Source organism: Microvirga splendida, assembly GCF_016427565.1.
In the GTDB taxonomy this organism is placed as follows: domain Bacteria; phylum Pseudomonadota; class Alphaproteobacteria; order Rhizobiales; family Beijerinckiaceae; genus Microvirga; species Microvirga splendida.
Genome location: NZ_JAELXT010000008.1, coordinates 18,869 through 38,787, shown reverse-complemented (window position 1 = coordinate 38,787; position 19,919 = coordinate 18,869). Strand labels below are relative to the sequence as shown.

General features: G+C 64.6%; 19 protein-coding genes. 11 read left to right on the top strand and 8 right to left on the bottom strand.

Annotation, left to right across the window (positions count from 1 at the left end; translation table 11 throughout):
* The first annotated feature begins 413 nt into the window (after positions 1 to 413).
* Complete coding sequence (locus JAO75_RS10210) at positions 414 to 1,652, top strand: porin (RefSeq protein WP_199048846.1); 1,239 nt, start codon at positions 414 to 416, stop codon at positions 1,650 to 1,652.
* 140 nt (positions 1,653 to 1,792) lie between these two features.
* On the opposite strand, the gene JAO75_RS10205 is transcribed toward JAO75_RS10210, so the two are convergent.
* Both JAO75_RS10205 and JAO75_RS10200 read right to left on the bottom strand, forming a co-directional pair.
* Positions 1,793 to 2,674 carry an alpha/beta fold hydrolase gene (locus tag JAO75_RS10205; protein ID WP_199048844.1) on the bottom strand — a complete coding sequence of 294 codons (882 nt, stop codon included), beginning with the start codon at positions 2,672 to 2,674 and terminating at the stop codon, positions 1,793 to 1,795.
* A gap of 45 nt (positions 2,675 to 2,719) precedes the next feature.
* Positions 2,720 to 4,762, bottom strand: coding sequence for a lytic transglycosylase domain-containing protein (locus JAO75_RS10200; RefSeq protein WP_199048842.1), 2,043 nt, complete (start codon positions 4,760 to 4,762; stop codon positions 2,720 to 2,722).
* 189 nt (positions 4,763 to 4,951) lie between these two features.
* Here JAO75_RS10200 and dapA point away from each other — a divergent pair, with 189 nt between their 5' ends.
* The 3 genes from dapA to JAO75_RS10185 are packed head-to-tail and all read left to right on the top strand — an operon-like array spanning position 4,952 to position 6,903.
* A complete protein-coding gene (gene dapA / locus JAO75_RS10195) occupies positions 4,952 to 5,836 on the top strand; it encodes a 4-hydroxy-tetrahydrodipicolinate synthase (protein ID WP_199048840.1) in 885 nt (294 codons plus the stop codon).
* A gap of 7 nt (positions 5,837 to 5,843) precedes the next feature.
* Positions 5,844 to 6,317, top strand: coding sequence for an SsrA-binding protein SmpB (gene smpB, locus JAO75_RS10190; protein ID WP_199048838.1), 474 nt, complete (start codon positions 5,844 to 5,846; stop codon positions 6,315 to 6,317).
* 55 nt (positions 6,318 to 6,372) lie between these two features.
* Entirely contained in the window at positions 6,373 to 6,903 is a 531-nt protein-coding gene (locus JAO75_RS10185; RefSeq protein ID WP_199048836.1) for a glycine cleavage system transcriptional repressor, read from the top strand.
* Between the two features lie 212 nt (positions 6,904 to 7,115).
* Here JAO75_RS10185 and JAO75_RS10180 read toward each other — a convergent pair whose 3' ends face one another.
* The 6 genes from JAO75_RS10180 to rpoZ all read right to left on the bottom strand — a co-directional run bounded on the left by JAO75_RS10180 (position 7,116) and on the right by rpoZ (position 12,893).
* On the bottom strand, positions 7,116 to 7,760 hold the full coding sequence (locus tag JAO75_RS10180; RefSeq protein WP_199048834.1) for a LabA-like NYN domain-containing protein: 645 nt from the start codon (positions 7,758 to 7,760) through the stop codon (positions 7,116 to 7,118).
* Between the two features lie 238 nt (positions 7,761 to 7,998).
* Complete coding sequence (gene pyrE / locus JAO75_RS10175; protein WP_199048832.1) at positions 7,999 to 8,586, bottom strand: orotate phosphoribosyltransferase; 588 nt, start codon at positions 8,584 to 8,586, stop codon at positions 7,999 to 8,001.
* A gap of 111 nt (positions 8,587 to 8,697) precedes the next feature.
* Positions 8,698 to 9,408 (bottom strand): HAD family hydrolase, encoded by a 711-nt coding sequence (locus JAO75_RS10170; protein ID WP_199048830.1) that lies wholly within the window; start codon positions 9,406 to 9,408, stop codon positions 8,698 to 8,700.
* A 22-nt stretch (positions 9,409 to 9,430) separates the two neighbouring features.
* Entirely contained in the window at positions 9,431 to 10,132 is a 702-nt protein-coding gene (locus tag JAO75_RS10165; RefSeq protein ID WP_199048828.1) for a gamma-glutamyl-gamma-aminobutyrate hydrolase family protein, read from the bottom strand.
* 6 nt (positions 10,133 to 10,138) lie between these two features.
* Positions 10,139 to 12,298, bottom strand: coding sequence for a RelA/SpoT family protein (locus JAO75_RS10160; RefSeq protein WP_199048826.1), 2,160 nt, complete (start codon positions 12,296 to 12,298; stop codon positions 10,139 to 10,141).
* 187 nt (positions 12,299 to 12,485) lie between these two features.
* Positions 12,486 to 12,893: a DNA-directed RNA polymerase subunit omega gene (gene rpoZ, locus JAO75_RS10155; RefSeq protein WP_199048824.1), complete on the bottom strand. Its 408-nt coding sequence runs from the start codon at positions 12,891 to 12,893 to the stop codon at positions 12,486 to 12,488.
* A gap of 431 nt (positions 12,894 to 13,324) precedes the next feature.
* On the opposite strand from rpoZ, the gene fabD reads away from it, so the two are divergent.
* The 7 genes from fabD to gmk all read left to right on the top strand — a co-directional run bounded on the left by fabD (position 13,325) and on the right by gmk (position 19,913).
* Entirely contained in the window at positions 13,325 to 14,272 is a 948-nt protein-coding gene (gene fabD / locus JAO75_RS10150) for an ACP S-malonyltransferase (protein WP_199048822.1), read from the top strand.
* 12 nt (positions 14,273 to 14,284) lie between these two features.
* Positions 14,285 to 15,022 (top strand): 3-oxoacyl-[acyl-carrier-protein] reductase, encoded by a 738-nt coding sequence (gene fabG, locus JAO75_RS10145; protein WP_199048820.1) that lies wholly within the window; start codon positions 14,285 to 14,287, stop codon positions 15,020 to 15,022.
* Positions 15,023 to 15,258: 236 nt separating this feature from the next.
* Positions 15,259 to 15,495: an acyl carrier protein gene (locus tag JAO75_RS10140; RefSeq protein WP_199048818.1), complete on the top strand. Its 237-nt coding sequence runs from the start codon at positions 15,259 to 15,261 to the stop codon at positions 15,493 to 15,495.
* Positions 15,496 to 15,561: 66 nt separating this feature from the next.
* Positions 15,562 to 16,824, top strand: a complete 1,263-nt coding sequence (fabF, locus tag JAO75_RS10135) for a beta-ketoacyl-ACP synthase II (RefSeq protein ID WP_199048816.1) — start codon at positions 15,562 to 15,564, stop codon at positions 16,822 to 16,824.
* A gap of 93 nt (positions 16,825 to 16,917) precedes the next feature.
* On the top strand, positions 16,918 to 18,276 hold the full coding sequence (mltG, locus tag JAO75_RS10130; protein ID WP_199049097.1) for an endolytic transglycosylase MltG: 1,359 nt from the start codon (positions 16,918 to 16,920) through the stop codon (positions 18,274 to 18,276).
* Positions 18,277 to 18,370: 94 nt separating this feature from the next.
* Positions 18,371 to 19,258, top strand: a complete 888-nt coding sequence (locus JAO75_RS10125) for a YicC/YloC family endoribonuclease (RefSeq protein WP_199048814.1) — start codon at positions 18,371 to 18,373, stop codon at positions 19,256 to 19,258.
* Positions 19,259 to 19,262: 4 nt separating this feature from the next.
* The gene (gmk, locus tag JAO75_RS10120) at positions 19,263 to 19,913 is read left to right on the top strand and encodes a guanylate kinase (RefSeq protein WP_199048812.1); all 651 of its coding nucleotides are present in this window, start codon (positions 19,263 to 19,265) and stop codon (positions 19,911 to 19,913) included.
* The last annotated feature ends 6 nt before the right edge of the window (positions 19,914 to 19,919 follow it).

The following is a 19,919-nucleotide window of genomic DNA, read 5'->3' as shown; positions in this document are numbered from 1 at the left end:
GCGTTATTCACAAGCGCGAACCGGTGACCTGCCGCTGGGGAGAGCGCCTCATCGGGCGATCACGCGACTTTGAAACCTCGACGAAACCCTTGTCTCTTAAGGATTTGTGAAGAAACGAGCTGAAGTCTTAACGAAAAGTAAAGAAGTCGGCCCCAAGCGTTGCGTTTGTGCAACATGCCCCTGAAAAGCCCCCCCTGCCGCCCATTTTGCGCCTTCATTCGGTTGCTTGCGGGGCGGCGATGGATAATGTGGCTCCAGCGACGGGGGCACCCCAGTCGTGATCCTGGTGGGTTCGACCATAATGGCGAACCGCCGGATACTTAGGGGAAAAGGGACGTGTTTAGGGCTTCGATGAAGTCACCGAGGCACAAAAACCCGGCCCCCCAGGGTCTCGAAACTTTGGAGGTTTAACCATGAAGCTCGTTAAGAGCCTCTTCCTCGGATCGGTCGCGGGTCTCGCGGCTGTTGCCGGAGCTCAAGCTGCCGATCTTCCCGTCCGGAAGGCCGCTGCTGTCGAATACGTCCGCGTCTGCTCCACCTACGGCGCAGGCTTCTTCTACATCCCGGGCACTGAAACCTGCCTGCGCGTCTCCGGCCGCGTTCGCGCTGAGTATCAGTACCTCGAGCCGCAGTTCCGCGAAGACAACTCGATCGGCTTCCGCGCTCGTGGCCGCGTCGCTCTCGACGCCCGCACCGCCACCGCTTACGGCCTGCTCCGCGCTTACGTCCGCATGGAGATGGACCGCAACACCGGCGTGTACGCTGGTCAGCTCGGCGGCGTCTCGAACGCCACTTCGCCGAACATCGCTCAGGCCTACATCCAGTTCGGTGGCCTGACCGCTGGTCGCACGACCTCGTTCTTCGCCAACGGCGACCTGCCCTCCGGCAACATCACCACGATCCGCTTCTACGACTATCCGGACGTGAACCTGCTGGCCTACACCTTCTCCTTCGGCAACGGCTTCTCGGCCAGCATCTCGCTTGAAGAAGGCGCCTTCGCCGGTAACCGTCTGACGGACATCGATGGTGTCGTCGCTGGCCAGCAGTGGCCCGACCTCGTCGGTAACGTGAAGTACGCCGGCACCTGGGGTTCGGTCCAGCTCTCCGGTGCTCTCCACCAGACCCGCTCCAACGCGTTCGATGTGGTTGATGCCGACTTCCTCGACAGCGAACTCGGCTGGGCCGTCGGCATTCAGGCCGGCTTCAACCTGCCGGCTCTCGGTGCAGGCGATGCCCTCTGGATTGCTGCCGCGTACGCTGACGGCGCTCTCGGCTACCTCGGCTTCGGCTCGAACGTGACCGGCGTCGGCGCTTCCGGCACCGTTCGCGGCTTCCCCGTCGTCGACGCTTACGTCGATGTCGATGGCGACGTCGAGACCGGCCGCGGCTGGCAGGTTGCCGGTGGTCTGCGTCACTACTGGACGCCCACCCTGCGTTCGAACATCCACGGTTCGTATGCGACCGTCGAGTACGGCGGCGAGCTGTTCGACGAGTTCACCGAGTGGCGCGCTGGTGCCAACCTCTTCTGGACCCCGGTTGCGGGCCTGGATATCGGTGTTGAGGCCATCTACGCCAACATCGACGTTGACGGCATCGCCCTCGACAACGACGACCGCTGGGAAGCTCGTCTGCGCGTTCAGCGCGACTTCTAATCGGCTCGTCTGATTGGACAGGAAAACCCCGGTGGCAACACCGGGGTTTTTCTTTTGGTGCATCGGCAGGCGGGCGCCTCTCGCGGTGGGAAGCATCAAGCGCCTGGGTCGATGCGGGCTAGGCCGGATCTGTCAGCGCCTCAGCCGGCCGCCTCGACCGTGCTGGCAAATTGTTTGATCGTATGAACGAGATCGCCATCGAGGGCAGGGGCGTGTCCCTGACCGGGGACGGTGATCGCCGTGAGCCGCGGATGCCTTTCCTGCATGGCCTGCACCGTCTCAGATGACAGCAGGTCCGAATGCTCGCCGCGGATGACGAGGACGGGGAACGGCTTCAACCCCTCGAAAAGCGGCCAGAGATTGGGCAGCGGAGCCTCCGGATCGGCAGTCTCAAGGGTCTTCATGAGATTCGGGTCGTAGTTGAGGACCAGCTTGCCGTCGCTCTCACGCCATGTGACGCGCGCCAGGGCCCGCCATTGCTCATCCGTAAAGGCCGGAAACTCGGATCCCGACGCCTGTTGCAGGATCTGTACGGCTTCATCCATGGTGCGGGGCGTCGGCAGCTTGCCGACATAGCCCCTGATCCGCGCAAGACCTTTGGCTTCAAGAACAGGGCCGATATCGTTGAGGACCGCGCCGGCGATCAATGTGGGGCGGCCAGCACTCATGGCCATGGTGATCAACCCGCCTCGGGACGTGCCGACGAAGATTGCCCTGGCGATGCCTGCGGCTGTCAGCACCTGCAGCACATCGTTCAGCTCGACCTTGACGTCGTAGTTACGCCAGTTCTCGTCCCAGTCGGAACGGCCACGGCCGCGATAATCCAGGGACAGGATGCGGCGAGGGCGTGACGCATCATGGCTCAAGCCCAGGGCGAGTTCGTGAAAGTCCTCGGATGAGCGCGTCAGCCCCGAGAGGCACACGACCGGCAGGGCGTCGCCCGTGTCGGTTCCGTAGTCTCGAGCATAGAGGCGCAGCCCGTCGGCTGCGGACACGAAAAGATCCCGGTAGGTGTCGCTCATCTCAATCCATGGTCATTGGCTGTCGATGAGCCGCATCTTGCATGACTAGTTGGTGCCTGTCGCGTCCGCTGTTGCTGGAGCCACCGGTGCAGGCTTCTCATTCAGACGCTGCCGATAGACCCTCAGATTCTCGAGAACGCGCTGCACGTAATTGCGGGTCTCGTAGAAGGGGATGCGCTCGACCCAGTCGACTTCGTCCACGTCCGGCTTGCGCGGATCGCCGTAGGACCGGACCCATTTGATTACGTTGCCGCCGCCCGCATTGTAGGACGCGAAGGCGAGGATATGGGAGCCCTTCCAATCCTCCATCAGTTCGCCGAGATGGGCGGAGCCGATCTTTGCATTGTAGGAGGGATCTTCGATCAGGCGCTTCAGGTCGAAGCCGACGCCGAAGCGCTGCGCTGTTCTTTTGGCGGTCGCCGGCATGAGCTGCATGAGGCCCCGCGCCCCGGCGCTGGAGATGGCACGCGGATTGAAGGCGCTTTCCTGCCGGGCGATGGCATAGACCATGGCGGGCTCCACCTCGTCCCCGACGGACTGGAAGTCCGGAATGGCCGCCAAGGGATAGGCGTGCTGGTCGAGAGGGAAGCCCCTCTGCAGGGCGATCTTGCCGACGGCAAGAACCGCCCGGGGGTTCTGTTGCAACGTGGCGAGGTCCGCAAGAGCATCGAGCTGACCAGGATCGGTCAGGGTCTGGGCCAGATCGATATAGAGGCCGATCGTCAGATCCTGCTCGCCCATCTGCTGCAGCAGCTGCAATGCCTGGACCGGGGCGAGGGCGTTGAAAGCCTTGCGCTCCTCCTCCGTGAGGGGATCGACCGTCCGCAGCGCAATGGTCCGACCGAGCTTCTCCTGAGCGAGTTGCCCATAATAGGTTGTGGGGTGGTCGGCGGCGCGCTCATAGAACAGGCGGGCATTCTGAGCCTCGCCAGCCGCCTCCGCCGCACGGCCCTGCCAATATGCAACGCGAGACAGGGAGATGGGGGTCGTGGCCGTCTTGGCGACGGCTGCGAAGTGCCCCGAGGCCTTCGCAGGCTCGTTCAGGAAGCGCAGGGCGATCCAGCCTGCATGGAACTCCGCCTCGATCTGCTGCGCCGGAGATTCGGCCGCGTGATGGCTGGCCACCTCGTAGGCCGTCTTGGCATCGCCCTTGTCGAGAAGCTCCCGGGTGATCAGGCGCTGCTCGGCCCACCATTCGTCCCCATCGACCCGCAGCTCCGGATCGCGCGGGGCCTGCATGATGATGCCAGCGGCTTCGACCAGGTTGTTGCTGCGGCGCTGGAGCAGGGCGCGGGAGAAGAGATAGGACGGGTCGCTGCGCAGGGAGGCCGGGACGGCCGCGAAAGCCTTCTGGGCTTTCTTCTTGCCCTGGAACACGGCCATGCGTGCCTTGACGAGAAGCCCGTAATCCTTGCCCGCGTGGCCCGCGGCCCGCTGGGCTCCGCCCCAGTTCTCCTTCAGGAGCAGCCGCTCCATGCGGAAGCGGTGATCGGCCTGGGAGAGCACGCCTGGGAACTGGTCGAGGATGCGGCGCTCCAGGTCGGGGCCGAAATTGTCCTCGCGCCAGACATGGCGGATCTTCTCGTGGGCCTCCTGCTCGAGGCCGTCCGCCTTCAGGGCCGAGGCGAGCGCGATGCGTCCGCCCACTGTGACGGGGGCCTGATTGGCGAAGAAGAAGCGAACCTGGGGCGGCGAGCGGCGCTCGGCCAGCAGGGCATCCTCGCTTCTGCGCCGGATCTGGCTGGTCAGGGGCCAGTCCGGGTAATCCTTCCGAAAGGCCATGATGCGGTCGAAGGTAGCGGGCGCGCCGCTGCGGATCGCGTACCACTCTGCGAGCGCGCGGGCTGCCGGCTGAGCGAGCTTGGTCTTGAGGATCTCGGCCTCGGTCAGATCGTTGTCCCGGTAAGCCTTGAAGATCCCGGCCAAGTGTTCCAGGTCTCCCGGCACCGGATTGGCCGGAACGAAGGTCTCCAGGGGGCTGGCCTGGGATGCCTCGGGCTTCAAGGGGAGCGTTTCGTTGGCCTGGACCGTGAGGGTGGAGAGTTGGACAAGCGCGACGGATGTCACAAGACCAATGAGAAGACGCATGTTGAGGCTCACCCGCTCACCCCTTTCCTGTCGCCCGTATGTGATTGTGACGACGTTTCTCTTGAGGAAACACCAAGTGCCGAGCTAGGACAACTCCCCGAAGGAACGTTTGCGCCCATGCGCCGCACCCCCTATGTGTTAAACCCTTGTGGCCTCTAGGATCCGGCGCGCTTTACCCGAGGAAGATTCATGACCCAATTCAAAGGCTCCATCACGGCCCTGGTGACCCCCTTCAGGGATGGCGCCGTGGATGAGGCTGCGTTCCGGTCCTTCATCAACTGGCAGATCCAGGAGGGCACCAGCGGCCTCGTTCCCGTTGGCACGACCGGCGAGACACCGACGCTGAGCCACAAGGAGCATGACCGGGTCGTCGAGATCTGCGTCGAGGAGACGAAGGGCAGGGTGCCGGTGATCGCCGGCGCCGGCTCCAACAGCACCGCCGAGGCTGTGGCGTTCTCCAGGCACGCGGAAAAGGTGGGCGCCGACGCGGTGCTGATCGTCACGCCTTACTACAACAAGCCGACGCAGGAAGGCCTCTATCAGCATTACAAGGCGATCAACGACGCCATCGGCATTCCGATCATCATCTACAACATTCCCGGCCGCTCCGTGATCGACATGTCGGTGGAGACGATGGCGCGGCTCTTTGAGCTGAAGAACATCGCCGGCGTGAAGGACGCCACTGCCAACATGGCGCGGGTGAGCCAGCAGCGGCAGGTGATGGGGCCGGACTTCATCCAGCTTTCCGGCGAGGATGCCACGGCTCTGGGGTTCATGGCCCACGGTGGCCATGGCTGCATCTCCGTCACCTCGAACGTGGCGCCGCGCCTCTGCGCCGAGATGCAGAGCGCCTGCCTGAACGGGGATTACGCCTCGGCCCTGAAGGTGCAGGACCGCCTCATGCCCCTGCACACGAACCTCTTCATCGAGACCAATCCGACGCCGGTGAAATATGCGGCATCGCTGCTGGGCCTGATGGGAGACGATGTGCGCCTGCCTCTGGTGCCCGCCTCCGACAACGCGAAGCAGGCCGTTCGCTCGGCCATGGTCCATGCGGGCCTGATCAACGCTTAGAAAGCTTATGGCAAAAGACACCAAGACTCCCAACCGCGTCGTCGCCGACAACAGGAAGGCGCGGTTCAACTACGAGATCATCGATACCTACGAGGCTGGGATCGCGCTCACCGGCACGGAGGTGAAATCCCTGCGCCAGGGAAAGGCGACAATCGGCGAGGCCCATGCCGGGCCGTCGGGGGAGGAGTTCTATCTCTTCAACGCCTACATCCCCGAGTACCTGCAGGCCAACCGCTTCAACCACGAAACCAAGCGCCCCCGGCGCCTGCTGTTGCACAAGCACCAGATCAACAAGCTGATCGGCGCCACGCAGCGGGAAGGGTTCACGGTGATCCCGCTCAAGATCTATTTCAACGATCGCGGGCGCGCAAAGGTGGAACTCGGCCTCGGCCGGGGCAAGAAGCTGCACGACAAGCGTGAGACGGAGAAGGAGCGCTCCTGGAACCGGGAGAAGGCCCGTCTCATGCGCGAGAAGGGCTGACGCAAGGGCACTTTGTGCTAGCCTCCCTCAGGTGCGTCCAATCGGGAGGTGAAATATGGCGTCCGTAGCTCTGGTGTCGGTTCTCGGGCCCGATCGGGTCGGGCTCGTCGCGGCCATAGCCGAGCACCTGTTCAACATCGGTGTGAACCTGCGGGACACGACCTTTGCGTCCCTCGGCTCCGGGGCCGAGTTCGTGGCGTTGTGCGAACTTCCGCCGGAGGTGACGGCCGGCGACGTGGAGGCCGGCCTCAAGGAACTCCCGGAACTCGAAGGCGCCGAGATCCGGGCAGTCCCTTATGCGTTCGACCCGAGCCCCGGCCCTGCGGGAAGCGTCACCCATCGCATCGCCATCAGCGGCGGCGATCAGCTCGGCCTCGTGGCCCGGCTGGCCGAGGTCTTCAGGCAGTACGAGTCCAATATCGTGCGGCTCGAGGCGCGCAAGCTGCCGGACGCGGAGGGCGGGCTTTACGTGACGCGCTTTGCAGTCTCAATCCCGCCGGAGCGGACCGATCTGTGTCTCGCCACCGTCAGCAACACCGCCGGAGCGTTGGGGTTGAGCTGTCAGGTTGAAGAGAGCTCGCTCTAGAGCATCGTGCGGACTCAGCGGGCCGCGCTAGCGAAAAGTGGACCCGGTTTTCGCTGGCGCGGCCCGCTGGGTCCGCCCGAACGATGCTCTCATCCAAGAAGAAAGCATCGGATCCGATCCCAAAAGTGCAAGTCCACTTGTGGGTCCGATGCTTTAGCGCAAATGAAAATGGCCGGGGCGGACCCGGCCATGATGCATTTCGTTCGATTATGTCAGACGTCGAACTCGTCGTCCTGCGGCTGGCGGATGCCGTAGCGGCTCTCGAGCGCGGGGCTACGCGGCTGCGGACGGGGGCGATCCCCGTTCTCGTTCATGGGGCGTTGCGGCCGATCCGAGGGATCGCGGCCGATTCGGGAGGCGAGCTGCGACAGGTCGAGGAACTCGTCGGCCTGCCGGCGCAGCTCGTCGGCCACCATTGGCGGCTGCGTGGTGACGGTGGACACCACCGAGACCCGAACGCCACGGCGCTGCAATGCCTCGACGAGGGAGCGGAAGTCGCCATCGCCGGAGAACAGGATCATGTGGTCGATGTAGGGCGCGAGCTCCAGCGCATCGATGGCGAGCTCGATGTCCATGTTGCCCTTCACCTTGCGGCGGCCGGCGGAATCGACGAACTCCTTCGTCGGCTTCGTGACCACGCGGTAGCCGTTGTAATCGAGCCAGTCGATCAGCGGGCGGATGGAAGAATATTCCTGATCTTCTACAAGCGCCGTATAGTAAAAGGCCCGCACGAGCGTTCCACGTCCCTGGAATTCCTTCAGGAGGCGCTTGTAATCGATATCGAAGCCCAGAGTTTTCGTGGTAGCGTATAGGTTGGCGCCATCAATGAAGAGAGCGATCCGCTGCTGGCCTGACATAAGTATTCTCTATCCGTGTCTGCCGGAGCGGCCTAACAACCTTCATTATTCAAGCGACATCTATTATTTACGCAGACAATATAACTGCGCGAAAAATATTCGACGTGCCCCAGAACAGGCTGCTATTAACCCTTCGGACCAGTAATCCTGACAATAGAAAATACTTAATGGCGTGTAAATTCCAAGAGTCAAGTTGTCAGAACCAAGGCAGTCAACCCTGTGCGTGACAAATGAACAGCTATTTTGATTTCAGGTCGCGACTGCCCGGCTTGATGGCCGGAATTGCAGCCAAATCGGGTGGCAGCTGGTCCGCCGCGTAGGCCGGAATGTCGAGCTGGACGAGGGACACGAGGGGAACGCCGAGATCGGCCTTGCCGCCGGAGCGGTCGATTAGGCAGGCGGCTCCCAGAATCGTTCCGGGATGTTCCCGAAGGGACGCCAGGCATTCCCGAGAGGAAAGGCCAGTCGTGACGATGTCTTCCACCATGACGACACGGGCGCCCTCCGGAATCGTGAACCCGCGCCGCAGCGCGAAGGCTCCGTTCTCCCGTTCGACGAAGATCGCCTTGGCCCCCAGATGCCGGGCCGTCTCGTAACCCGGCACGATGCCGCCGACGGCAGGCGAGACCACGTAGTCGACGGCTCCGAACTTCTCCCTGATCCTGTCCGCCAGCGCTCGGCAGACCCGCTCCGTGCGCGCTGGATCCTGGAACACGAACATCTTCTGCAGGAAGACCGGGCTGTGCAGTCCCGACGAGAGAATGAAGTGCCCCTCCAGCAACGCACCTGCGGAGCGGAATTCTTCGAGAACCTCGTTCTGGGTCATGGCTATGCGTCTCCTGATCGACCGCTTTTGGCAGGCTCTCGGGAATGAGGCAAGATCCTCCGGAAAGACAGTTCCTCTGCGTGAGGTGTCGGCGGTTATCTGCCTTCGAGGTCAGCCTGCGCCATTTCCTGAAACATCCGCCAGCCAACGCGGCAACTCCGCGAGCGCCGCCAGTTCCGCAAACCGCGGGTGAGCGGTGGGAAGCGGGGCGTCCTCGTGCGCCCAGACCAGATGGAACGGGATGAGCGCCGCGTAGCTGCCTGCTTCGAGCGCCGGCAGCACGTCGGAGCGAACGGAATTGCCGGCCATGGCAGCGTGTTCCGGGCCGGCGCCGTGGCGTGAGAAGATGCGGGTATAGGTCTCGGCCTTCTTCTCGCTGACGATCTCGATCCCTGAGAAGAAGCTGCCGAGGCCGGAGGCCGCGAGCTTCGACTCCTGGTGGAACAGATCGCCCTTGGTGATCAGCACGAGCCTGTATTGCTCCGAGAGCGCTTCCAGCGCCTCGTGAACGCCGGGGAGGGGTTCCACGGGATGGTTCATCAGCTCACGGCCGATGGCGAGGATTTCGCTGAGGGCTCGGCTCGATATTGCCCCGTCGCTCACCTGGATGGCAGTCTCCATCATCGAGAGCGTGAAGCCTTTCGCCCCATAGCCGTAGAGGCCGAGATTGCGATGCTCCGTCGCCGCGATCTCCGCTTCGAGCCGCTCGACATCGACGAAATCGGCGAGCAGCTCGTTGAAGCGCTGGCGCGTTGATTGGTAGAACGTCTCGTTGTGCCAGAGCGTATCGTCGGCATCGAGACCGAGAACTTCAATCGGCATCGGCAATCCCCGCAGTAGTGTTTCAGGAGCGGTGCTGCGTCGCCTGCACGAAGGCGCTGAACAAGCTGTTGCCGGGATGGTCCTGGGTCGCGAAGGCCTCCGGGTGCCACTGGACGCCGATGGCGAAACGCCGGGACGGGATCTCGACAGCCTCGATCACCCCATCATCCGCCCTGGCGGCAATGACGGCGCGATCAGATACGGCAACGACCGCCTCCTGATGGCGGCTGTTCACATCGAGGCGCGCCGTGCCCAGGATGCGCGAGAGCATCGTGCCCGGGACGATCTCGACGGAGTGCATGGCCGTCCGGTCATCGTGGGTGAGAATATCCGGGCCGGTTTTGCGCACCTCATGCACCATGCGCGCTCCGTGGAGACAGGCGAGCATCTGCATGCCGTTGCAGATGCCGAGCACCGGCTTGTCGCGTTCGAGAAATCCCCGCATGAGCGCCTGCTCGATCTCGAGCCGTTCCGATGACGGGTAGCGGGACTCGTCGCCGGCAACGTACCAGTCGCGAGGAAACCGGATGCGGCCGCCGACGCTCACGAAGCCGTCGAATTCCTCCACGACCGGCTCGATCATTTCTGCCAGATAGGGAATGCCGAAGGGCAGGCCGCCGGCGCGCTGGACGGCGACGAAATACGCCTTCGTCGTTTCGTAAAGCGTTCCGCCGCTGCTGGTGTTCTCGTCCATGATGACGGCGATGCGAGGTTTGCGTGACATGGGGTCTTATCCGGTTACGCGATCGACGCGGCTCACCACGCGCTTGGCGCGCAGTTCCGCGATGATAGCATTGAGATGCTTCAGGTCCCAGACCGTCAGGTCGATGGTGATGTCGGTGAAGTCCTGCGTGCGGCGCTTCATGGAGACATTGTCGATGTTGCCGTCGTGATCGGCGATCACCTGCGTGATCTGGGCGAGCGATCCGGGCTCGTTGATCGACTGCAGCTTGATGCGCGCCGGGAAGCGCTGGGTCGAACCCGCTTCGAGATCCCAGCGCACGTCGATCCAGCGGTCAGGCTCATTGTCGTAGGCCGCCAGGGAGGGAGACTGGATCGGGTAGATCGTCACGCCTTCGCCGGCGGTCATGATGCCGACGATGCGGTCGCCCGGCACGGCGCCGCCTTCCGGTGCGAAGTGGATCGGCATGTCGGTGCTGAGGCCGCGGATCGGAATGCCGCTCGTGTGCTCGCCGGGGCTCTTCTTGCCGGTGCCGTCGGGATGTCCGCCCCTGCCGTCGCGCCGCTCCTCGAAATAATCGGGGTAGACGGCGCGCACCACGTCGCCGGAGAACATCTCGCCGCGGCCCACAGCTGCCAGAACATCCTCGACGGAGGCTCGCGCCAGGCGGGGAAGGGCGCCTTTCAGCTTCTCGTCGGAGAAGGGGCGGCCGGCCCGCTCGAAGGCGCGCTCCAGGATCTGATGGCCGAGGCCGGTATATTGCCGGCGCACGGCCGCGCGGGTGGCGCGGCGAATCGAGGCGCGGGCCTTGCCGGTGACCACGAGGGATTCCCAGGCGGCCGGAGGCGTCTGCCCTTCGGCGCGCACGATCTCCACCTCGTCGCCGTTCTGCAGCTCGGTCAGCAGCGGCGACATGCGGCCGTTGATCTTGCAGCCGACCGCCGTGTTGCCGACATCCGTATGGACCGCATAGGCGAAGTCGATGGGCGTCGCGCCCCGGGGGAGGGCAATGAGGCGGCCCTTCGGGGTGAAGCAGAAGACCTGGTCATGGAAGAGTTCGAGCTTGGTGTGCTCCAGAAACTCCTCCGGGTTGTCGCCTTCCGCCAGCAGGTCGATGGTCCGCCGCAGCCATTGATAGGCGCGGCTCTCCGTAGCGAGGCGCGAATTGTCGTTCACGCCTTCCTTGTAGAGCGCATGCGCCGCGATGCCGTATTCCGCCACCTCGTCCATGTCGTCGGTGCGGATCTGGAGTTCCACGCGCTGGCTGCCGGGGCCGATCACGGTGGTGTGGATCGAGCGGTAATCGTTCTGCTTCGGGGTCGAGATGTAGTCCTTGTAGCGGCCCGGCACCATGGGCCAGCTGGTGTGGACCACGCCGAGCGCCCGGTAGCACTCGTCGAGGGTGTTCACGATGATCCGGAAGGCGAAGATGTCGGAGAGCTGTTCGAAGGAGACGGATTTCCGCTCCATCTTGCGCCAGATGGAATAGGGCCGCTTCTGGCGTCCGGTCACCACCGCCTCGATCCCCTGGGCGCGCAGCTTGGTGGTCAGGGTCCGCTCGATCTCGTCGACCAGCTTCTCGCTCTTGGCCGAGAGCTCGTGCAGGTGGCGGCGGATGGCCTCGTAGGCTTCCGGGTCGAGGTTCTGGAAGGACAGCTCCTCCAGTTCCTCGCGCATTTCCTGGATGCCCATGCGCCCGGCGAGCGGCGCATAGATGTCGAGGGTCTCCTCGGCGATGCGCTTGCGCTTTTCCGGCGGCATGAACTGGAGGGTCCGCATGTTGTGCAGGCGGTCGGCGAGCTTGACCAGAAGCACGCGCACGTCGTCGGCCACGGCCAGCAGGAGCTTGCGGAAGTTCTCCCCTTGAGCGGCCCGCTTCGAGACGAGGTCGAGCCGCTTGATCTTGGTGAGGCCGTCGACGAGGGCGCCGATCTGAGGCCCGAAGGTCTTGTTGATCTCCTCCAGGGTCGCCTGCGTGTCCTCCACGGTGTCGTGCAGGACCGCCGCCGCGATGGTCGCGTCGTCGAGCTTGAGGTCGGTCAGGATGGCGGCCACCTCGAGGGGGTGGCCGAAGAACAGGTCGCCGGAAGCGCGCTTCTGGGTGCCGTGGGCCATCATGGCATACACGTAAGCGCGGTTGAGAAGCGCCTCGTCGGCCGAGGGGTTGTAGCGCTTGACCCGCTCGACGAGTTCATACTGGCGCATCATGCGGCCGACATCTCCTTTGGGCCCGGTCTCTCTGGCTTAAAATCGGGAAGGTATTGAGGATATTGTACAACGTCTTCTGACCGCAAGCTGAATACCTCGCCACAGGGCAGGCTAGCCGGGTCGTGGTTAAGCCCTCCAACGAAAAAGCCCGGCGCAGGGCCGGGCTTCTCGAAAGGCTTGGTGACGCTTACTCGCGCTCGTCGTCGTCCGCGCTGTTGCTCGGGGGCACGAGGCCCTCCAAGCCGCGCAGCAGGTCGTCCTCGCTCATGCGGTCGAACTGCACGTCCGCGTCGTTGTCGCTGCCCGTGGAGGGGGCTGCGGCGGTGTTGCTGAGCATCGGCACGGCCTCGGCCTCCGGCTCGTCCACCTCGACATACTTCTGCATGGAGTGGATGAGCTGCTCCTTTAGGTCGTCCGGAGCGATGGTCTCGTCGGCGATCTCACGAAGAGCCACGACCGGGTTCTTGTCGCGGTCGCGATCGATCGTCAGCGGCGAGCCCGACGAGATGAGGCGGGCCCGGTGGCTGGCCAGCAGCACGAGCTCAAACCGGTTGTCGACCTTGTCGATGCAGTCTTCGACGGTCACGCGAGCCATGCGGGGCTCCTTCTTCAGGTTCAAGAAATATCGGAAGGGGGACCGGATACACCGGTTGTCTCAAGAAAACAAGGGGATGGGTTCCGCGGCGGGCCTGTGTCCAAGCCGAGGGGGCAGGTGCGAGGGCGCACGGCGGAGGTACCCCGGCCTAGGTAGTGTTTCCCAAGGCCAAGCCTGAGGAGGGCAAGCCTGGGGAGGGTCGGTCTTTGGGAGCCTTGAGATCCGTTCTTCGAAGTTTCGGTCACGCCCTGGACGCCGTCCTGAGGCGTTTCAGCCTGCAACGGCCTCCGGTCAACCGGCAGATGCTGCGGGGCTGGAGGCGCCTCATCTGATCACAGCTCAAGTGCGGGGCAGCGCGCGCTTCGCCTTGACTCCTTGCCTTGCGGGTGCGAGTCCCGCGCGGATTCGTTGAACTGAGGGTTCCGTTCCTGATGACGCGCGCATTCATTTTTCCCGGACAGGGAAGCCAGACGGTCGGAATGGGCAAGGCCCTGGCCGAGGCCTTCCCGCAAGCCAAGGCTGTCTTCGACGAGGTGGATGAGGCTCTGTCCCAGAAGCTCTCCACCCTCATGTGGGAGGGGCCTGCCGAGGAACTGACCCTCACGGCCAACACCCAGCCGGCCCTCATGGCCGTGAGCTTGGCGGCGATCCGGGTGCTGGAGGCCGAGGCCGGTCTCGATCTGAAGCGGCATGCCGCCTTCGTGGCCGGTCATTCGCTGGGCGAATATTCGGCTCTCGCGGCTGCCGGCAGCCTCTCCATTTCCGATACGGCCCGGCTTCTCAGGATCCGCGGCAACGCCATGCAGAATGCCGTTCCCGTGGGGCAGGGCGCCATGGCGGCGCTTCTGGGCCTGGAATACGACGCAGCCCTCGAGGTTGCCCGCGAGGCGGCGCAAGGCGAGGTCTGCGATGCGGCCAACGACAATGGCGGCGCCCAGGTGGTGGTCTCCGGCCATAAGGCGGCCGTCGAGCGGGCCGTGACCATTGCCCAGACCAAGGGCGCCAAGCGCGCCGTGATGCTGGCCGTGTCCGCCCCCTTCCATTGTGCCCTCATGCAGCCGGCGGCCGATGCCATGCGGGAGGCCCTGGACCGGGTGACCGTGAATGCCCCCGTCGTTCCCGTCGTGGCCAACGTGGAGGCTGCTCCCATCACGGACCCGGCGGCCATCCGCGATGCCCTGGTCCGTCAGGTCACCGGCACCGTGCGCTGGCGCGAAAGCGTGGCCTTCATGGCCTCCCAGGGCGTCGATGCCTTCTATGAGGTCGGCTCCGGCAAGGTGCTGACCGGCCTCGTGAAGCGCATCGCCTCGGGGGCTTCGTCCGCCGCCATCGGCGGACCTGAGGATATCGCCGCCTTCAAGGCATCCCTGAACGGATAAGAGGAACCCCGCATGTTCGATCTCACCGGCCGCAAGGCTCTCGTCACCGGCGCCACGGGCGGCATCGGCGGCGCCATCGCCCGCGCCCTTCATGCGCAGGGCGCCACCGTGACCCTGTCGGGAACCCGCCGCGCCGCTCTCGACGAACTGGCCTCCTCCCTGGGCGAGCGGGTCCATGTGGTCGAGGCGAACCTGTCCGACAAGGATTCGGTGGAGGCTCTCGTTCCGGCAGCTGAGGCTGCCATGGAAGGGCTCGACATCCTGGTCAACAACGCCGGGGTGACCAAGGACAACCTGTTCATGCGCATGAAGGACGAGGAGTGGGACACGGTGATCGCCGTGAACCTGACCGCCTCCTTCCGCCTTTCCCGGGCCGCCGTGAAGAACATGATGCGCCGCCGCTACGGCCGTATCGTCAATATCGGCTCCGTGGTGGGCTCCACGGGCAATCCGGGGCAGGGCAACTATGCCGCCTCCAAGGCCGGCCTCATCGGCATGACCAAGGCGCTTGCCGCCGAGGTCGCCAGCCGCAACATCACGGTGAACTGCGTTGCTCCGGGCTTCATCGAGTCGCCCATGACCGACGTGCTCAACGAGAAGCAGCGTGAGGGAATCCTGGGCACGATCCCCATGGGGCGCCTGGGCCAGGGAGACGAAATCGCGTCCTCCGTGGTTTATCTCGCATCCCAGGAAGCCGCCTACGTGACGGGTCAGACCCTGCACGTGAACGGCGGAATGGCTATGTTCTAAAGGAACTTATGCCCGTTTCCGGAATCTGTTTGCAGGTGCCGGCACCCTCTCGCCAGACAGGATAAGCTTGTGTTAAGCATGATCCCGATCAGGTCAAAGGGGTTGACCGGCGCTCAAAAATGCGGCTTTGCACGGCGCAGGGTAGCCGTTTCAGCGTTGTCAGCTGAGCAGCTGATCTAAAAATTGATTTCTTAATCCGCCCGATTCCTGAGGCGGCAGCCACTGAGGAAAAAACGATGAGTGACGTCGCTGATCGCGTGAAGAAGATTGTTGTCGAGCACCTCGGCGTCGAAGCCGACAAGGTGGTCGAGAACGCGAACTTCATCGACGACCTGGGCGCCGACAGCCTTGATACGGTCGAGCTGGTGATGGCGTTCGAGGAAGAATTCAACGTCGAGATCCCGGACGACGCGGCTGAGACCATCGTGACGGTCGGCGACGCCATCCGCTTCCTCGAGAAGAACGCAGCCTAAGCGCTGAAGGGGCGTCGGGTGATTCATCCGACGCCCTAATTTTATCAATCGATAGGGCAGGAATTCATGCGCCGGGTAGTTGTTACAGGTCTTGGCATGGTCACTCCGCTGGGAAGCGGGGTCGATGCCACATGGTCACGCCTCGTCGAGGGGCAGAGCGGCGCCGGCAGGATCACGGATTTCCAGGTCGACGACCTGGCCTGCCAGATCGCCTGCCAGATCCCGCGCGGCGACGGCACCGACGGCACCTTCAACGCCGACGAGTGGATGGAGCCGAAGGAGCAGCGCAAGGTCGACCCCTTCATCGTCTATGCCATGGCGGCATCCACGATGGCCCTGCGCGATTCCGGCTGGGAGCCCAAGACCTACGAGGAGCAGTGCGCGACCGGCGTGCTGATCGGCTCCGGCATCGGCGGCATCGGGGGCATCTATGAGGCCTCCGCCACCCTGATCGAGCGCGGCCCGCGCCGCATCTCGCCCTTCTTCATTCCGGGACGCCTCATCAACCTCGCCGGCGGCTACGTGTCCATCGAGCACGGCCTGAAGGGCCCCAACCATGCGGTGGTGACCGCCTGCTCCACGGGCTCCCATGCCATCGGCGACGCCGCGCGGCTCATCGCCCTGGGCGATGCGGACGTGATGGTGGCCGGCGGCGCGGAATCGCCGATCAACCGCCTGTCCATCGCAGGCTTCGCCGCCTGCCGGGCCCTGTCCACCAATTTCAACGACGACCCGACCCGCGCCTCGCGCCCCTACGACAAGGACCGTGACGGCTTCGTCATGGGCGAGGGCGCCGGCATCGTGGTGCTGGAGGAATACGAGCACGCCAAGGCGCGCGGCGCCAAGATCTATGCCGAGGTCATCGGCTACGGCCTGTCGGGCGATGCCTATCACATCACCTCGCCCTCGGAAGACGGCGACGGCGCCTATCGCTGCATGGCGGCCGCCCTCAAGCGGGCTGCCATCGACGTGTCCGAGATCGACTACGTCAACGCCCACGGCACCTCGACGCCGCTGGGCGACGAGCTGGAGCTGAAGGCGGTCGAGCGGATCATGGGCAATGCGGCGGGCAAGCTCTCCATGTCCTCCACCAAGTCGGCGATCGGTCACCTTCTCGGCGCCGCCGGCGCCGCCGAGGCGATCTTCTCGATCCTGGCCATCCGGGACGGCATCATTCCGCCGACCATCAATCTCGACAATCCGTCGGTGGAGACGGCCATCGACCTCGTGCCGAAGCAGGCCAAGCGCAAAGAGGTCAATGTGGCCCTGTCGAACTCCTTCGGGTTTGGCGGAACAAACGCTTCGCTCATTCTTCGTCGCGTATCCTGATAACGGCGGGCCTGTTACGGCTTTTCGCCATAATCCCTGCTAGGGTGTCGGCGGACCGGCAGGACCGCCGGCCGATACCAGAAAAGCGGCGTGATGTTCGGACGAAAGAAAAAGATCCTTCTTGCTCCCGTGGACGATTCCGAGAACGGATCGTCACAGCCCCGCCTGGCGCCCCGGTCCCCGAGCGAGGCCATCAAGCCGTCGATGGCTCCCCCGCCGCCGCCGAGGCTCCGCCGCCGCCGCAGGGGCATGCTGTCCCTGCTCAGCGGGCTGCTGACCCTGCTCGTGGCCGTGGCGATTGCCGGCATCTTCGGCTTCTCCATGCTGCAGCAGGAGGTGACCGCCGACGGGCCGCTGCAGAGCGACAAGGTCGTGGTGATCCCCCGCAACACCGGCACGGGCGAGATCGCCCAGATCCTCAAGCAGGAGGGTGTGATCGAGCAGCCTCTGCTGTTCCAGACCTATGCCTACATGAATCGCCAGCGCGGGCAGCTCAAGGCCGGCGAGTTCCAGTTCAAGGCGGGGACCAGCGTCGAGGAGGCCATCGACACCCTGATCCAGGGCCGGGCCATCCTGCACTCCGTCACGATTCCGGAGGGGCTCACCAGCGAGCAGATCCTGTCCCGCCTCTATGAGCACGAGATCCTTGCCGGCGACGTCGCCGAGACCCCGCGGGAAGGCTCGCTCCTGCCCGATACCTACAAGTTCGAGCGCGGCACCACGCGCCAACAGATCATCAACACCATGCAGACGGCCCAGCGCCAGGCGATCGAGCAGATCTGGCAGCGCCGCTCGCCCGAACTGCCGATCAAGTCGCCGCAGGAACTCGTGATCCTTGCCTCCATCGTGGAGAAGGAGACGGGCCGGGCCGACGAGCGCACGCGGGTCGCAGGCGTCTTCATCAATCGCCTGATGAAGCGCATGAAGCTCCAGTCCGATCCTACCATCGTCTACGGGCTCGTGGGCGGAAAGGGCACCCTGGGCCGCGGCATCCTGCGCAGCGAGATCCAGGCTGCGACGCCCTACAACACCTATGTGATCGAAGGCCTGCCCCCGGGGCCCATCGCCAACCCGGGCCGGGCTGCGCTCGAAGCGGTGGCCAATCCGTCCAGGACCAAGGACCTCTACTTCGTGGCCGACGGCTCCGGCGGTCACGCCTTCGCCGAGACCTATGAGCAGCATCAGCGCAACGTGGCCCGCTGGCGGCAGATCGAGAAGAGCCGCCCGGCGCCTGACGCCGATGTGGATCGCGTGGCCCCCGACGGCGACCAGACGAGCCTGCAGCCCGGCGCGGCACCCGCGCTGCGCGGCACGGCGAGCGCCCTGCCGGCTGCAGGCGGACGCCCGGGACGCGGCTTCGATGCCAGCGAGGGAACCGACAAGGATCCGCTCAAGAACAAGAGCTTCGACCTGAGCAACCCGAAGAACGTTCCGGCCCTCCAGCAGCCATGAGGGACGGGGAGAAATCCCCGTTCCGTGCAATCGACTCTTGGATCGGCGCGCATTATGGTCGCGCCGATTTTTCATTCCGTTCGAGGTTTCACGCATGTCCATTGCGAGCATGACCGGCTTTGCCCGCGAGGCCGGCGTCACCGGCGCCTATCAATGGGCCTGGGAACTCAAGACCGTGAACGGGCGCGGGCTCGAAGTGCGGGTTCGGACACCCTCCGGGCTCGACGCCATGGGCGAGGAAGCCCGCGGGCAGATCATCAAGGCGCTCACCCGCGGCCAGGGCCAGCTCAACCTCTCCCTGAACAAGGCCTCGTCCGCCCCTAAGCTGCGTGTCAACCAGGATGTGCTGCAATCGCTGCTCTCCGCCCTGAATGGCCTGTCGCTTCCGGACAACGTGAAGCCGGCCTCCCTCGACGGCCTCCTTGCCGTTCGCGGCGTGGTGGAGCTCGACGACGACGCCGACGATCCGGGGCAGAATGAGGCGCTTGGTGCCGCATTGCGCGCCGGTATCGGCGCGCTGATCGAATCGCTCAAGGCGGCCCGGCTGAAGGAGGGGCAGGCGCTCTCCGCCGTCCTCGGGCAGCAGCTCGATCTGATCTCGCGGCTCGTCGACGAGGCCGAGGCCGCGCCCGCCCGCCAGCCGGAGGCGATCCGCGCCCGGCTGGAGGCTCAGATCGCGGAACTGTTCGAGGGCAAGCACGCCCTCGATCCGGCACGCCTGCATCAGGAGGCGGTGCTGATCGCAGCCCGCGCGGATATCCGCGAGGAGCTTGACCGCCTGCGCGCCCATGTGGATGCCGCGCGCGGCCTGTTGCAGGAGGGCGGTCCGGTCGGCCGGCGTCTTGATTTCCTGGCGCAGGAATTCGGCCGTGAGGCGAATACCCTGTGCGCGAAAGCCAATGATGTCTCCCTGTCGCGGATCGGCCTTGAACTGAAGGCCGTGATCGAGCAATTCCGCGAGCAGGTTCAGAACGTGGAGTGATGCGGTGAGCCAAGATCCGAAGTCGCCGGTCGGCCGTCGCGGCCTGATCCTCATCCTGTCGTCGCCATCGGGTGCCGGCAAAACCACGCTCACCCGCAGCCTTGTCGAGGAGCGGGCCGGCGTCCTGTCGGTCTCCGTCACCACACGTCCCAAGCGCCCCTCCGAAATCGAGGGCAAGCACTATCACTTCATCGACGTGGAAGAGTTCAAGGCGATGCGTGATCGCGACGAACTCCTGGAATGGGCCGAGGTGCATGGCAATTTCTACGGCACGCCGCGCAAGCCCGTGGAGAAGACCCTGGCAGCCGGCCAGGACATGGTTTTCGACATCGACTACCAGGGCACCCGTCAGGTGCGGCAGAAGCTTCCCGACGACGTGGTGACCGTCTTTGTGCTGCCTCCGAGCTTCAGGGAGCTGAAGGCGCGCCTCGAGCGCCGGGCGGAGGACGCGCCCGAGGTCATCGCCAAGCGCCTTGCCAATGCCCGCGTCGAGATGGAACGCTGGGTCGAGTACGATTACGTCATCGTCAACGAGGACCTCGACCGCTCCTTCCAGAGCCTGAAGGCCATTCAGGCCGCCGAGCGCCTCAAGCGCGACCGCCTCGTCGGCCTCTCGGATTTCGTCGAAGGGCTCTTGGCCGAGAAGCTCGACTAGCTCGGC